At 69.5% G+C, this 13,461-nt stretch carries 13 protein-coding genes; 5 read left to right on the top strand and 8 right to left on the bottom strand.

The annotated features are described in order from the left end of the window. Positions 1-29: 29 nt before the first annotated feature. Entirely contained in the window at positions 30-908 is an 879-nt protein-coding gene (locus ACFVWR_RS09580; protein ID WP_387210460.1) for a LysR family transcriptional regulator ArgP, read from the top strand. On the opposite strand, the gene ACFVWR_RS09575 is transcribed toward ACFVWR_RS09580, so the two are convergent. Then, positions 895-2,109: an epoxide hydrolase family protein gene (locus tag ACFVWR_RS09575; RefSeq protein ID WP_387210457.1), complete on the bottom strand. Its 1,215-nt coding sequence runs from the start codon at positions 2,107-2,109 to the stop codon at positions 895-897. The genes ACFVWR_RS09580 and ACFVWR_RS09575 overlap by 14 nt on opposite strands. 390 nt (positions 2,110-2,499) lie before the next feature. Here ACFVWR_RS09575 and ACFVWR_RS09570 point away from each other — a divergent pair, with 390 nt between their 5' ends. Then, the gene (locus ACFVWR_RS09570; RefSeq protein ID WP_387210454.1) at positions 2,500-2,883 is read left to right on the top strand and encodes a DUF3054 domain-containing protein; all 384 of its coding nucleotides are present in this window, start codon (positions 2,500-2,502) and stop codon (positions 2,881-2,883) included. Between the two features lie 118 nt (positions 2,884-3,001). On the opposite strand, the gene ACFVWR_RS09565 is transcribed toward ACFVWR_RS09570, so the two are convergent. From ACFVWR_RS09565 to ACFVWR_RS09550, 4 genes are read right to left on the bottom strand one after another with little or no spacing between them, the layout of a single operon-like run. Continuing rightward, on the bottom strand, positions 3,002-4,276 hold the full coding sequence (locus ACFVWR_RS09565) for a DUF445 domain-containing protein (RefSeq protein WP_387210451.1): 1,275 nt from the start codon (positions 4,274-4,276) through the stop codon (positions 3,002-3,004). Continuing rightward, positions 4,273-5,385 (bottom strand): aminopeptidase P family protein, encoded by a 1,113-nt coding sequence (locus tag ACFVWR_RS09560; protein ID WP_387210448.1) that lies wholly within the window; start codon positions 5,383-5,385, stop codon positions 4,273-4,275. The genes ACFVWR_RS09565 and ACFVWR_RS09560 overlap by 4 nt, the downstream gene beginning before the upstream one ends. Before the next feature lie 10 nt (positions 5,386-5,395). Then, the gene (locus ACFVWR_RS09555) at positions 5,396-6,556 is read right to left on the bottom strand and encodes an acyl-CoA dehydrogenase family protein (protein ID WP_387210445.1); all 1,161 of its coding nucleotides are present in this window, start codon (positions 6,554-6,556) and stop codon (positions 5,396-5,398) included. Positions 6,557-6,595: 39 nt separating this feature from the next. Then, positions 6,596-7,351, bottom strand: coding sequence for an SDR family NAD(P)-dependent oxidoreductase (locus ACFVWR_RS09550; protein WP_387210442.1), 756 nt, complete (start codon positions 7,349-7,351; stop codon positions 6,596-6,598). An 81-nt stretch (positions 7,352-7,432) separates the two neighbouring features. Between ACFVWR_RS09550 and ACFVWR_RS09545 the strand changes: the two genes are divergently transcribed. Then, on the top strand, positions 7,433-8,011 hold the full coding sequence (locus ACFVWR_RS09545; protein ID WP_387210439.1) for a TetR/AcrR family transcriptional regulator: 579 nt from the start codon (positions 7,433-7,435) through the stop codon (positions 8,009-8,011). A 68-nt stretch (positions 8,012-8,079) separates the two neighbouring features. On the opposite strand, the gene ACFVWR_RS09540 is transcribed toward ACFVWR_RS09545, so the two are convergent. Then, positions 8,080-8,967 carry a DUF4349 domain-containing protein gene (locus tag ACFVWR_RS09540; RefSeq protein WP_387210436.1) on the bottom strand — a complete coding sequence of 296 codons (888 nt, stop codon included), beginning with the start codon at positions 8,965-8,967 and terminating at the stop codon, positions 8,080-8,082. Positions 8,968-9,074: 107 nt separating this feature from the next. Here ACFVWR_RS09540 and ACFVWR_RS09535 point away from each other — a divergent pair, with 107 nt between their 5' ends. Together ACFVWR_RS09535 and ACFVWR_RS09530 are read left to right on the top strand one after the other, a co-directional pair. Further along, complete coding sequence (locus tag ACFVWR_RS09535; protein ID WP_387210433.1) at positions 9,075-9,872, top strand: alpha/beta fold hydrolase; 798 nt, start codon at positions 9,075-9,077, stop codon at positions 9,870-9,872. A gap of 84 nt (positions 9,873-9,956) precedes the next feature. Then, positions 9,957-10,949: an aldo/keto reductase gene (locus ACFVWR_RS09530; RefSeq protein ID WP_387210429.1), complete on the top strand. Its 993-nt coding sequence runs from the start codon at positions 9,957-9,959 to the stop codon at positions 10,947-10,949. A 125-nt stretch (positions 10,950-11,074) separates the two neighbouring features. Here ACFVWR_RS09530 and ACFVWR_RS09525 read toward each other — a convergent pair whose 3' ends face one another. Both ACFVWR_RS09525 and ACFVWR_RS09520 read right to left on the bottom strand, forming a co-directional pair. Further along, positions 11,075-11,704 (bottom strand): endonuclease domain-containing protein, encoded by a 630-nt coding sequence (locus ACFVWR_RS09525; RefSeq protein WP_387210426.1) that lies wholly within the window; start codon positions 11,702-11,704, stop codon positions 11,075-11,077. A gap of 438 nt (positions 11,705-12,142) precedes the next feature. After that, positions 12,143-13,354, bottom strand: coding sequence for an MFS transporter (locus tag ACFVWR_RS09520; protein WP_387210424.1), 1,212 nt, complete (start codon positions 13,352-13,354; stop codon positions 12,143-12,145). Positions 13,355-13,461: the final 107 nt, after the last annotated feature.

Below are 13,461 nucleotides of genomic sequence, written 5' to 3'. Positions count from 1 at the left end.
AATTTTCTGATGGGACATTAGTATCGCTAATGATGGACGCCAGCACGGATCAGCTTCGCACCCTCGCCGCGGTGGTCGACCTGGGGACCTTCGACCGCGCCGCCGACGCGCTCCGCATCACCCCGTCGGCGGTCAGTCAGCGGATGAAGGGGCTCGAACAGCAGGTGGGCCGGGTGCTCGTGCTTCGAACCAAGCCGATCGAGCCGACGGATGCCGGGCGCATCCTGCTGCGGCTCGCCCGCCAGGTCGCCCTGCTCGAGACCGAAGCGCTGGATGCCCTTGGCGCAGGCGAAGGAACAGCACGGCCCGCCATCCCGCTCGTGATCAACGCGGACTCGCTGGCGACCTGGGTGCTTCCCGCTCTCGCCGGCATCCCCGATGTGAGCTTCGAGATCACGCTGGACGACCAGGACCACACGCTCGACCGGCTTCGAGACGGAACCGCGATGGGGGCGATCACCTCCGACCCAGAGCCGGTCGCGGGGTGCGTGGTCAGCCGCCTCGGTTCTATGCGCTACCGGCCCGCAGCGAGCCCGGACTTCGTCGAGCGGTACTTGAACGCCGGCAGCGATCCCGCCCGCCTCGGCCGTGCGCCGATGCTCGTGTTCGATCGCAAAGATGTTCTGCAAGACCGCTACTTGGCGTCGACGGCGGACGGCGCGCATCCGCCGCGCCACTTCGTGCCCGCCTCGACCGAATTCGTGCGCGCCGCCGAACTCGGACTCGGTTGGGGGATGCTGCCCGATCTGCAGGCAGCGCCGCTCATCGCCGACGGGCGGCTCGTCGTTCTCGACGACGAGGGTGCGATCGACGTTCCGTTGTACTGGCAGCAATGGTCGGTGGAGTCAGCGACGCTCGCCCGGGTGGCGGCCGCGCTGGCCGAGGCCGCGCGGACTACCCTGCGCTGACACCGCCGCCCGGGCCGCCGCCGCCGCCCGCGCTCCCGCCGCCGCCGCGAAGCGTGCCGAAGAACGCGTGCATATCGGCCGCGACGAGGTCGGGTGTCTGCTTGGCGGTGAAGTGTCCGCCCGTCGGCAGGTCGTTCCAGAACCGGATGTCGTCATAGGTGCGTTCGGCGTAGTGCCGAGGGAAGCCCCGCTCTCCCCACTGGATGGAGACGCCGACCGGCACGCCGATGCGGGGCATCGAGGGCTCGTCCTTGTCGTCGTAGTAGGCGCGGAACGAGGTGCCGATGGTGCCCGTGAACCAGTAGAGCGAGATGGTGGTGAGCAGGTCATCCGTGCTCCAGTAGTCGGAGATTCTCGACCCGCCGCTCCACTCCCGGAACTTCTCGACCAGCCAGGCCGCGAGCCCGGCGGGCGAGTCGGTCAAGCCGACGGCCAAGGTGTCGGGGCGGGTCGACTGCTGGCTCGAGTATGCGCTGGCGCGCTTCCACTTGCGGTCGAGCCAGGCGACGAACTCCTCTTCCTCCGCCGTCAGGTCGGCCCCGCGCTCGGCGGGAGGGAACGCCGCGTGCGTCGCGAACAGAGCGACCACCGATTCGGGATGCGTTGCCGCGAGGCGATCGCTCACCCAGGTTCCGACATCCTCGCCGTAGGTGGCGTACTTCGCGTAGCCGAGCACCTGGGTCATCAGCGTGTGCCAGCGCTCTGCCACGGCGGGTGAGGTGAACGGATCGGCCATCGGCTCGGAGAATCCGTAGCCGGGCAGCGACGGGATCACGACGTCGAGAGCGTCGTCGGAGGAGCCGCCGAACGCCGCGGGATCGGCCAGGCGCTCGGCCAGCGGCAGCAGCTCGATGAACGAGTACGGCCAGCCGTGGCTCAGGATGATCGCCTCCGGTTCGCCGGAGCCTCGCTCGCCGGAACCCTGCCGGCGCTGCGCCTCGAGCCGCACGAAGTGGACGCGCTCGCCCTTCACCATCGCCGTGAACTGGGGATACCGGTTGAGTCTCTCTTCCGCTGCCCGCCAGTCGAACGTGTCGTGCCACTGTGTCATCAGAGTGCGCAGGTAGGGGATGTCGACCCCGGCATCCCACGGCTCGGCGGGTGTCTGCACCGGATACCGCGTTCGCGCGAGCCGCTGCTTCAGATCGTCGATCTCCGCGTCGGGGATGGCGATGCGGAACGGCGCTGGTTGAGCTTCCATGGCTCGACAGTAGCGCTAGCCGCCGACACGCTCGCTCGCCATCGAGGAACGGCTCTCAGGCGCGGAAGCCGGCGCTGACCAGCGAACGAGACGCCCTGCGCCTCCTTCACCAGCAGCCGGAACGCTCCGTTCGTGCACACGAAACTGACCGTCAGCGTCTGCCTGTCCGCTGGGGTGATCGCGATGGCGATGGTGCCCGAACCGGCGCCGTCCGCGTGCATCACCTCGTGGTAGCCGCGGGGCGACGCGCGGCCGGCGACCCACGACGAGCGCGGTCGAGACGCCTATCGCAGCGGCCGAGAAGACCGCCGAACGCCACTATCGGGCCCGCATGGATCGAGGCTACCGCTGCCAGCGAATGCACGGGAGAGCGCGCGTAGCATCGGACTCGTGAAAAGCTGGAGGACCGCGCTGGTGGCGTTCATCGTCGATGTGGCGTTGGTGCTGGTCTTCGTGCTGATCGGCCGTCGCAGTCACGCTGAGGCGGAGACGTTCGCGGGCGTGCTCGACACCCTCTGGCCGTTCCTTCTCGGGCTGGTGCTCGGGTGGCTGGTGACCCTCGCCTGGCGTCGCCCGCTCGCTGTGGCGTGGCCGGGCATCCCGCTGTGGCTGATGACGGTGGCCGTGGGTATGCTGCTGCGAGAGGCCACGGGTCAGGGCGTTCAGCCGAGCTTCATCATCGTGGCGACGATCGTTCTCGGGGTCTTCCTCGTCGGCTGGCGCCTGCTCGCACTCCCGTTCGCGCGCCGACGCGCGCTGCGCCGAGCGGCGTAGCCGCCCGCGCGCCCGCTCCCGCCCGCGCGCCCGCTCCCGCGCCGCGAGGGGCGAGTCGTTGCGGCCTGAGGCGGGCGCTAGCCCGCAACAACTCGCCCCTCGACGCCCGCCGGCGGGATCAGAGCGAGGGCACGAGCAGGGTTGCGATGGTGAAGATCGCGAGGCCGGCGATCGCGCCGACGACCGTGCCGTTGATGCGGATGAACTGGAGGTCGCGGCCGACCTGCAACTCGATCTTCTCGGTGGTCTCGCGGGCGTCCCAGCCGGTGACCGTGTCGCTGATGACGCTGGCGATGTCGTGCCGGTACGTCGTCACCAGGTGGGCTGCCGCATCCCGGAGCCACGTGTTGACCCTGGCGCCGAGGGCGGGATCGGCCGCGAGGCGTTCGCCCGCGTCGGCGATGGCGGCTTCGGCCCGGCGGCGCAGTTCGCTGTTCGGGTCGCTGAGGGCATCGATCGCGGCCGTCCGCGCCGCCACCCACACGGTGCCGGCGAGCTCTCGCACGCGCGGGTCGTCGAACGCCCGGCCCTTGGCGGTCTCGAGTTTCGCGATGGTGGCCTCGTCGTGCTGGAGGCGGTCGGCGAGCTCGGCGAGGTAGCCGTCGAGCGCCGCACGCAGGCGGTGGTCGGGATTCGCGCGCACGTCGGCCACGAACTTGCGCACCTCGGTAGCGGCGCGGTCGTCGACGATGCGGTCGACGAACGACGGCACCCAGGAGGGCAGTCGGCCGGAGACGAGGGCGCCGAACGCATCCGGATTGGCCTCCAGCCACTCGCCGAGACGGTCGAGGGCGAGGTCGACGGCCTCGTGATGTCCACCGGATTCGAGCACCCGGGCGGCGAGGCGACCGAGCGGGGGCGCCCACTCCGGCTCGATGAGGTGGCGGCGGGCGATGGCCTCGATCGCGTCGCGCATCTCGTCGTCGTCGAGAAGGGAGGCGAGCCCGCGCACCGCGGTCGAGGCTTCGGCCACCACGCGACGCGCGTTCTGCGGCTGGGCGACCCAGCCGCCGACCGCCCGGGCGACGTCGATCGACCCGAGTTTGGTCGACACGACCTCGTCGGAGAGGAAGTTGGTCTCCACGAACTCGCCGAGGCTCTGACCGATCTCGTCTTTGCGGTTCGGGATGATCGCGGTGTGCGGGATGCGCAGCCCCAGCGGGTACCGGAACAACGCCGTCACGGCGAACCAGTCGGCGAGGGCACCGACCATTCCGCCCTCGCTGGCCGCTCGAACGTAGCCGAGCCACGGGTAGGCGCCCTGCAGGGCGAACGACACGCTGAACACCGCCGCCATGAACACGAGCAGACACACTGCGAGCGTTTTCATGCGGCGCAGCCCGCTGCGACGTTCCTGGTCGGCGGGGGAGAGGATGCGGCCGGGCGCGGTCACTGGACGATGTGCAGTTCGCGACTGGTGTTGTTGAGACGGTGGGCGCCGTCGTCGGCCGCGACCACGATGTCTTCGATCCGCACCCCGAACCGGCCGGGAAGGTAGATTCCCGGCTCGATCGAGAAGCACATCCCGGCCTCGATGGGCCTCTGCTCGCCCTCGACCATGTAGGGCGGTTCGTGCGTGGTCATGCCGATGCCGTGGCCGACCCGGTGGATGAAGAACTCGCCGTAGCCGGCATCCTCGATGACAGCTCTGGCGGCCCGGTCGATCTCCTGACAGGCGACGCCGACAGCCACGGCCTCGAACGCGGCCTGCTGTGCGCGCTTGACGACCTCGAACACCTCGTGCTCCTCGTCGGTCGGTTCTCCGACGTGCACGGTTCTGGTGGTGTCGGAGCCGTAGCCGTCCACGATGCCGCCGAAGTCGAGCACCACCATGTCGCCCTGCTCGATGGTGCGCCCGCCCGCCTCGTGGTGCGGGTCGGCGCCGTTCGGCCCGCTGCCGACGATGGTGAAATCGACCTGCGAGTGGCCGTGCTCCCTGAGCAGCCGGGCGAGGTCTGCGGCGACCTCGTTCTCGGTGCGACCGGCGAACCGGACCCCGAGGATGTCTTCGAACGTCGCGTCGGCGGCCGCACCCGCCGCAGACAGACGGTCGATCTCGTCGTCGCTCTTGACCGCCCGCAGCAGGGGGAGGGCGTGGGAGATCGACTCGAACCGGGCATCCGGCAGTTTCGCCTGCAGTGCTAGAAGGTGCATGGCCCAGGTGGCGTCCGAGACGGCGTAGCGCCCGTGCGGCTTCAGCAGCGCGGCGGTCGGCACGTACTCGTCGGTGCCGTCTGACCAGTCGACGAACCGGATGGCGCCGGCGGCACGGGTGTCCACGGCACTGTCATGCTCGAGGGCCGGCACGATCATCGCCGGCTCGCCGTCTGCCGGAACGACGAGCAGGGTGATCCGTTCGGTCGTGGCCACCGGCAGATAGTCGGCGAAGTACGCGAGGTCGGCGCCGGGTGCGATCAGCAGTCCGTCGAACCCCGCTGCGCGAGCGTCCTCGGCGCCGCGCCTCAGCCGCTCGGCGAAATGCTCGGAAGTGATCGGTCGCATCCCTGCTCCTCTAGTCTTCTGGCGCGCCGAGCCAGGCGTTCGCCACGGTGGAGTGCGCCGACTCGTCGTCGGACGGGTGGAAGATGCCCGCGAGCACGTCGCGATAGAGCCGGCCGAGCTCGCTGCCGGAGAAATATGTCGAGCCGCCGGAGACGCGGATGGCCTGGTCGACGACCTGACGCGCCGTCTCGGTGGCCCGCACCTTCAGCCCGACCAGTTTCGGAAACCACTGCGCCCCGTGATCGGCGAGCGAGTCGACGTCGTGCGCGAGCGAGTCGAGCTGAGGCAGCAAGGCGTCTTGCGCGATCGCGGCGTCGGCGACCCGCCAGCGGATGTCGGGGTCGCTGGCATAGCTGCGACCGTCGTTCTTGAGGCTCTTACGCCGGTGGGCGGCAGCCACAGCGAGGTCGAGTGCGCGCGCGCCGATGCCTGTGTAGACCGCGGCGAGCAGGATCTCGAAGGTGGCGAAGATCGCGAAAACGAGCGGATCGGCGTTGGGGCCGGGGTCGAGGCGGCGCACGACTCGGTCGGCGGGAGCGAGGGCGCCGTCGAGCACCGTCGTGTTGCTCTGGCTGGCGCGCATCCCGATGGTGTCCCAGTCTTCGCGGATCTCGAAACCGCAGCCCTCGCGGGAGACGAACCCGTAGACGATCTTCGGGGCGTCGGCGCTCGCGGTGTCGAGCCCCATCGTTCCGAGCCTCGTCCAGCCCGGCGAGAGCGAGGTGAAGATCTTGGTGCCGACGTAGCGGTACGAACCGTCGGGTTCGGGATGCGCCTCGGTCGTCGAGCCGAACAGCACGAGGTCGTTTCCGGGCTCGCTCAGACCGAACGCGAAGACCTCTCCCGCTCCGGCCTCCCGCAGCAGGAAGTCGAGGCTGTCGTCGCCGCGGTCGCGCAGAACCTTGGCGACACCCGTCCATACCAGGTGCATGTTCACCGCCAGAGCGGTCGCGGGGGCGGCGCCGGCGAGGCGCACTTGCTCGCGCGCGACCTGTTTCAGGGTGAGGCCGCGACCGCCATACTCCGTCGGCACGAGGGCCTTCAGATAGCCGACCTGCGTCAGCTCCTCGAAATCCTCGAGGAAGAAGGAGTTGGCGGCGTCGTAACCGGCGGCCCGGGAACGGATGCGTTCCAGCAGGCCGTCGGTCAGGAGCGGAAGGTGCTCGGTCACGCGTCTCAGCCTAGGGGAGGCGCATGCCGAGCGGCAGGGTCACTGCGCGGTGTATCCGCCGTCGACGAGGTGGTAGCTGCCCGTGATGAAGGAGGCCGCGTCGGAGGCCAGGAACGCGACCAGCGCGGCGACCTCTTCCGGCTCGCCCAAACGGCCGAGCGCGTGCTTGCCTTCGAGGAAGGCGAGCGCATCCGATGTCATGTTCGCCTCGACCAGCGGGGTGCGGATGAAGCCGGGGCCGACCGCGGTCACGCGCACGTTCCGGTCGGCGTATTCGAGGGCCGCGTTCTGGGTGAGGCCGAGAAGGCCGTGCTTCGCGGTGACGTACGCCGACGAGTTGGCGAAACCGACGCTGCCGAGGATCGACGCCATGTTGACGATCGAACCGCCGCCGTTGGCCGCCATCGCGGCGAGCTGCGGCTGCAGCGAATAGAACACGGCGTTGAGGTTGACCTCGATCACCTTGCGCCAGCTGTCGAGCGAGTAGTCGCCCACCTTGGCCGCTTCGCCGCCGATCCCCGCGTTGTTCACGGCGATCTTGAGCGGGGCCAGCTTGTTCGCAGCCTCGACGCTCGCCACCGCGAACGCCGGATCGGTCACGTCGCCCGCCAGGCTCGCGGCCGTTCCGCCGGCCGCCTGGATCTCCTTCGCGACGCTCTCCGCGTGCTCGGCGTTCAGGTCGGTCACGAGCACGGAGGCTCCGCTCGCTGCGAGCGTCAGTGCCACGGCGCGCCCGATCCCTGAGCCGCCTCCTGTCACGATCGCTGAGCGGTCGGCCACATCGTACTGAGCCATGTTCTTCTCCTTCATCTCGTGTTCGTCATCTTGTCGTCATTTATCCGACACATGTCGGATAACTCATTGTACGATCGTTTCATGGATGCCCGCCAGCAGAAGACGAAAGCTCGACTGAGTGAGACGATCCTCGCGCTCGCGACCGCCGGTCCCGTCGCCGAGGTGACGGTCTCCCGGCTCGCCGCCGAGGCCGGCGTCCACCGTTCCACCGTCTACGCGCACGCGGAGTCGCCGGCCGACCTGCTGGGTCAGGTGCTGCGCGGGGAGCTCGACGTGCTTCGCGCCGAGTACCTGCTGGATGTGCCGGCCGAGGATGCGGGAGCCGCCATCTCCGGCGTCACCCGTGCCGTGCTCCACCACGTCGACGCCCACGACGCGATCTACCGCCGGGGCCTCGGCGAGCAGAGCGGGTCGGCCAGTCTTCACGCCATGCTGAGCCGGCACTTCGAGGGCTCCATCGATCTCCTCCTCGACCAGCACAGTGTGGCCGTGCCGGCGACGAGCGAGGCGGAGCGACGAACGATCGCGCGTTACCTCGCCGACGGGATCATCGGCGCGATCGAGGTGTGGCTGGCGGGGGACCGCCCCCGGGATGTGGATGCGCTGCTCGCCCTGCTGGCGCGCGTCGCCCCCTCGTGGTGGCCCTCCACATCCCGCTGACGCGCTGCCGCGCTGCCTGCCGAGGGGCGACTCGTTGCGACCGGATTCGCCGTCCAGGTCGCAGGATCTCACCCCTCGGCGGGCGGCGGGAGCTTCCCCGGCGCGTTCTTGCGCCGATTGGCCCAGCGGACGATCAGCCAGGCCACGCCGCCCAGCACCGCGAGCACGACCAACCACGGCAGCAGCACGCCGATCACGACGAGGAATCCGCTGCCGGCCGCGACCAGCGCATCCCATCCCGTTCCCAGACCGCTCAGAAAGCTCGCCGGCGCCGGCGCCGCGACCGTCCCCTTCGCGTGGAGTTCGAGCGTGATCGTCGACAGGCTCACCTGATCGTCGAGGGCCGCCTTCTGCGCCTTCAGGCTGTCGAGCTGCGCCTGCCGGTCGGAGAGCGTCGACTCGATCGAGATCAGATCGGCGGTGGTCGTGGCACGGCTCATCAGGTCGAGCAGCCGGTCGACGGAGGTCTGGAGCGCGGTGATGCGCGCGTCCACATCCTTGACCTGACTGGTCACATCGTCGGCCTTGAGCGAGAGGGAGTTGAGACCGCCGAGCTTCTTGAGTGACGCAAGAGTCTGAGTCAGTGCGGCCGAAGGGATGCGGAGAATCAGCGTCGCGCCGGGCTTCTCCGTTTCTGTGCCCGGCTGTTCGGTGCTGCTGTCGACCCTGCCGCCGGCCGTGGTGACGGTTCGGGTCGCCGACTCGGCCGCGGCGATCGGATCGGCGACGGACAGGGAAAGGGTACCGGTGGTCACCACATCCCTCGACCCCGACAGCAGCTCGTTCGCGGCCGCGTCGGCCGGCTTGGCGGCGCCGCCGTTCGCGTCCTGCGCGGTGCCCTTGTCCGGTGCGGGCACACCGACGGAACCGCTCGAGCTCCCTCCGCTGCTCGTGCATCCTGCCAGCAGAATCATTGTTGCGAGAACGACGACGGCCCCGCCCAGCGTGCGCTTCATGGCAACACCATAGGGTTCGCATCAGGCTCGGCGGGTCACGGTCGGGCGACGATCGGGTCACGATCCGATCTCACGACAAGGTCAGGGGGCCACGCCATAATGGGCGCATGGCCGGGCTGACGGATGTGCTTCGAAGGCTCTTCCGCCCGCGCGCGCCCCTGCTCCACATCGCGGGTGACGTGGGAGAAGGGCCGGTCGTGGTGCTGGTGCACGGCATCGCGTCGTCGTCCCTGACGTTCAAGAACCTCGTGCCCATGCTCGAAGGCGAGCATCGGGTGATCTCCATCGACATCCTCGGGTTCGGTCGATCGCCTGCGCCGGAGGGCGCCGAATACACGATGGAGGAGCACGTCGCCGCGCTGCGGGCAACGCTCCGCTCACTGCGCTTGCGCGGCCCGTTCACCCTGGTCGGGCATTCGCTCGGCAGCCTCATCGTCGCGCGCTTCGCCGCCGACAATCCGAGCGCCCTGCGCAAACTGGTTCTGGTGGGGCCGCCGATCTACGGAATGCCCGACGAGATCGGCGATCGGCGGGTGCGCAGCCGGGTCAGCGCCTACCTGCGCGCCTACGAGTTTCTGCGCAACAACAAGGACTTCACGATCCGCAACGCTGCTGTGCTGGCCCGGCTGCTCCCGATCAAAGGCGTGTTCGAGATCACCGAGAAGAACTGGGACCCGTTCGTGAAGTCGCTGGAGAACTGTATCGAGCGGCAGACGGCGGTCAGCGACCTGGCGCGCGTCAGGGTCCCCGTCGAGATCGTCTACGGATCGCTCGACGCCTTCATCGCGCCCGGCAGTTTCGCGGTGGTGGGTGCGATGCGCCACGTGACGATGCACCGTGTGGAGGCGAACGACCACATCATCCGCAAACGGCTGGGACGGGTGGTCGCGGCGGCCATCGGGTAGGGTGCTCGAACACTTGATCCAGCGTTTGAGCGGGTGCCAGTCGGTCTGACGTCGAGAGGCGAACGCGCGGCTACGCTGAAGATCATGCAGACTCGCACCCTTGGAAGGACCGGCCGCGAGGTGTCGGTCATCGGTCTCGGAACCTGGCAGCTCGGAGCGGACTGGGGTGACGTCAGCGAAGCGGATGCGCTGTCCGTGCTGCACGCTGCGGCGTCGGCCGGCGTGACGTTCTTCGACACGGCCGACGTCTATGGCGACGGTCGCAGCGAGCAGCTCATCGGGCGGTACCTGGCCGAGCATCCGGATGCCGGCATCACCGTCGCCACGAAGATGGGACGTCGCGAGGCGCAGGATCCGTCGAACTTCACGCTCGCCAAGTTTCGCGAGTGGACCGACAGGTCGCGTCGCAACCTCGGCGTCGACCGGCTCGACCTCGTGCAGCTCCACTGCCCGCCGACACCGGTGTTCTCGACGGACGCGGTGTATGACGCTCTCGACACCCTCGTCGCCGACGGTGCCATCGCCGCCTACGGCGTGAGCGTGGAGACGACGGCCGAGGCGCTCGCCGCGATCGCGCGGCCGGGAACGGCGACCGTGCAGATCATCCTCAACGCGTTCCGGCTTAAGCCTCTCGATGAGGTGCTGCCCGCGGCGCGCGAGGCGGGGGTGGGGATCATCGCCCGCGTGCCCCTCGCATCCGGCCTGCTCAGCGGAAAGTACACGGCCGACACCACGTTCGCGGCCGACGATCACCGCAACTACAATCGCCACGGCGAAGCCTTCGACGTCGGAGAGACGTTCTCCGGTGTCGACTTCGCCGAAGGCGTTGCGGCCGCCCGCGAGTTCGCCGAGCTGGTTCCTCAGCGCGAAGACGAACTCACTCCGGCGCAGGCGGCCATCGCGTGGGTGGCGCAGCTCGACGGCGTGAGCACCGTCATCCCCGGCGCCCGCTCAGTCGAGCAGGCACGCTCGAACGCGGCCGCCGGTTCGGTCGATACGCTCGGCCCTGCCTTCCTCGCCGGCGTGCAAGCCATCTACGACCGCCACTTCCGCGCCGCCATCCACGACCGCTGGTAGCCGTCCGGCCGCCAACCGCGCGCCAACCGGGCGCCGAAGGGCGAGTCGTTGCGGGCTACGGATGCTCCGGGGTCGCAACCACTCGCCCCTCGCGGCCGTGGCCGTGAGCGCGAGCGCGAGTGGCGTCACGGGAAGCGGACCGGGCTGGTGATGGCGCGTCTGACGCGGGCGACGAGACGGCCCTCCGAGTCGGGATGGAGGTCGTCGGCGGTGACCCTGAGCATTCGCCAGCCGAGATCTTCGACCCGTTCGCGCCGGGCTATGTCGCGGCGGAAGACGTTGAGGTCGACCCGATGCACATCCCCCTCGTACTCGATCGCAAGGCGCCTGCCCGGGTAGGCGAGGTCGACGCGCGCGAGGAACGCGCCGGCGGGGGAGCGGATCTCGTGGTTGAGCTCCGGTTCGGGGAGGCCGCGCGCGACCAGCAGCAGACGAAGCCGCGTCTCCTGAGGCGACTCAGACCCGACCCGCACGTGACGGATGGCGTCGGCAGCGCGAGCGGCCCCTCTCCGGCCCGCCCTCATCGCCGTCTCCAGGATCAGCTCGTCGAGGGTGCACAGCGGCGAACCCCCGCCGACCAGATAGTCTCCGGCCGCGACGAGATCGCCGGGCGGAATCATCGCTGCGAGGTCTCCCCACGTCTGAGCGGGCGGGGTGATCGGGATGCCGTCGGCCAGCACCGGGCGCCAGTCCGAGGTCTTGTGGCCGACGAATCCACGAGCGGAGGGAGCCCTGGTCGGCGACGGAACCGTCACATGCAGATGGCCCAGGTCTTCGAAGGGCTGCGGGCGGGACCCCGAGCAGCGTCGCCGCCGTCGTGTGGCTGAAGGCATGCGGGCCACGCCGGTGCAGCGCGAATGCGCGGCAGCGGGAGGCCAGATCGGTGCGTGCCTCGGGCAGGCGGACGCCGCGGACCGGGCGCGCCAGGTCGCGACCGCGCAGGCGGCTCGCCGACATCCCGAGCGCTTTCGCCTCGGCGACGCTGAACGGGCGCTCTCCCAGCTCGTCCGGAACGTTGCTCAGTTGGGATCGCATCCCGCCACCCTGCCAAATTCTCGGGATGGCCGCAGAAGTTGTCCACAGGCCGACCGCGCGAGGGGCGAGATCTTGCGGGCTGGAGGGCGCTCGAGGTCGCCCCAAGGCGCCCCTCGCGCCCAAGACGGGGGCGCGCGGAGGCGCGCGCGGGCGCGCGGTCAGGAGGGTTGGACGGGGACCGGCTCGGTGTCGGGGATGGGGCTGGCGTCGCGACCGCGGAGGTCGGGGTGGATGCGCCAGGCGAGGGCGGGCACGATGAAGCCGACGAGGGCGAAAACGCCGGCGGCGTAGAACGCGCCGACCGGCCCGGAGCCGTCGATCAGGAAGCCGGCGAGGGCGGAGCCGAGCGCCGCGCCGATGAGCTGACCGGTGCCGACCCAGCCATAGGCCTCTGCCGTGTCGCTGAACTTGACGCTCGCCGAGACGATTGCGAACAGCACGGCGAGGGCGGGCGCGATGCCGAGCCCGGCGATGATGAGCGTGAGCGAGAGCCCCCACCACGACGACAGCATGAACGTGGAGATGGCGACGCCGACGAAGACGATGAGCATGCGTCGGGCGGTGGCCCAAGGTCCGATCGGCACGTGCCCGAACGCGAGACCGCCGACCAGCGAACCGAGCGACCAGATGGCCAGCACGATGCCCGCGAACGGCGAACCTTCGCCGAAGTTCGCGACCACGCCGGCCTCGATCGCCGCGCACGAGCCGATGAGGAGAAAGCCGACGACCGTCGCGAGCAGCACGGGAGGCCTCGCGAGCACCACGCCGAAGCGACGCTTGCTGCGGGGGATGCGCACCCGGCCGACCTCGGGCGAGGCGATGAACCAGAACCCCCCGAGCAGCATGATGGCCACCGACATGAGGATGCCCTCGACGGTTCCGATCTGGGTGGAGACGAAGGTGATCGCGACCGGTCCGGCGATCCAGATGATCTCCTGGGCCGACGCGTCGAGGGAGAAGAGCGGGGTGAGCTGCCGGGAGTTGACCATCTTGGGATAGATGGTGCGCACCGCCGGCTGGATGGGCGGCATGCTCAGCCCGGCGAAGAACGCGACGCCCATGGTGAGCGGGATGGGCATGACGAACACGCCGATCGCGGCAACCGCGACCGAGCAGAGTGCGAGCGTCGTCCACAGCACGAGGCGCATCCCGAGCACGCCCATCAGACGGCTTGTCATCGGGCCGGCGATGGCCTGGCCGATGCTCATGGCGCCGAGCACGAGCCCCGCGGCGCCGTAGGAGTGGTGGATGTGCTCGATGTGCAGCAGGAACGCGAGCGAGAGCATCCCGAACGGGAAGCGGGCTGTGAGCTGGGCGGCGATGATCCTCGCCACGCCTGGCGTCTTGAGAAGACTCGAATATGTGCTCACAGGAAGTGAAGTCTATCGGGTGCGGGTCGACCCGAAAGGGGCTCGAGAGCCTGTGGAAAAGTGGACAACTTATGCACACCTGTGGATGACACGCCCACAAGATATGG

The sequence above is a fragment of the Leifsonia sp. NPDC058292 genome (assembly GCF_042880955.1).
Lineage (GTDB): Bacteria > Actinomycetota > Actinomycetes > Actinomycetales > Microbacteriaceae > Leifsonia.
Note: the sequence above shows the minus strand (reverse complement) of the source record. Positions and strands in the feature narration are given on the sequence as shown.

What these genes read in the sequence shown, in the direction of transcription:
- ACFVWR_RS09580 (WP_387210460.1), top strand. Translation starts at nt 30, where the DNA reads ATGATGGACGCCAGCACGGATCAGCTTCGCACCCTCGCCGCGGTGGTC.
- ACFVWR_RS09575 (WP_387210457.1), bottom strand. Translation starts at nt 2,109, where the DNA reads ATGGAAGCTCAACCAGCGCCGTTCCGCATCGCCATCCCCGACGCGGAG.
- ACFVWR_RS09560 (WP_387210448.1), bottom strand. Translation starts at nt 5,385, where the DNA reads ATGCGACCGATCACTTCCGAGCATTTCGCCGAGCGGCTGAGGCGCGGC.
- ACFVWR_RS09550 (WP_387210442.1), bottom strand. Translation starts at nt 7,351, where the DNA reads ATGGCTCAGTACGATGTGGCCGACCGCTCAGCGATCGTGACAGGAGGC.
- ACFVWR_RS09545 (WP_387210439.1), top strand. Translation starts at nt 7,433, where the DNA reads ATGGATGCCCGCCAGCAGAAGACGAAAGCTCGACTGAGTGAGACGATC.
- ACFVWR_RS09540 (WP_387210436.1), bottom strand. Translation starts at nt 8,967, where the DNA reads ATGAAGCGCACGCTGGGCGGGGCCGTCGTCGTTCTCGCAACAATGATT.
- ACFVWR_RS09535 (WP_387210433.1), top strand. Translation starts at nt 9,075, where the DNA reads ATGGCCGGGCTGACGGATGTGCTTCGAAGGCTCTTCCGCCCGCGCGCG.
- ACFVWR_RS09530 (WP_387210429.1), top strand. Translation starts at nt 9,957, where the DNA reads ATGCAGACTCGCACCCTTGGAAGGACCGGCCGCGAGGTGTCGGTCATC.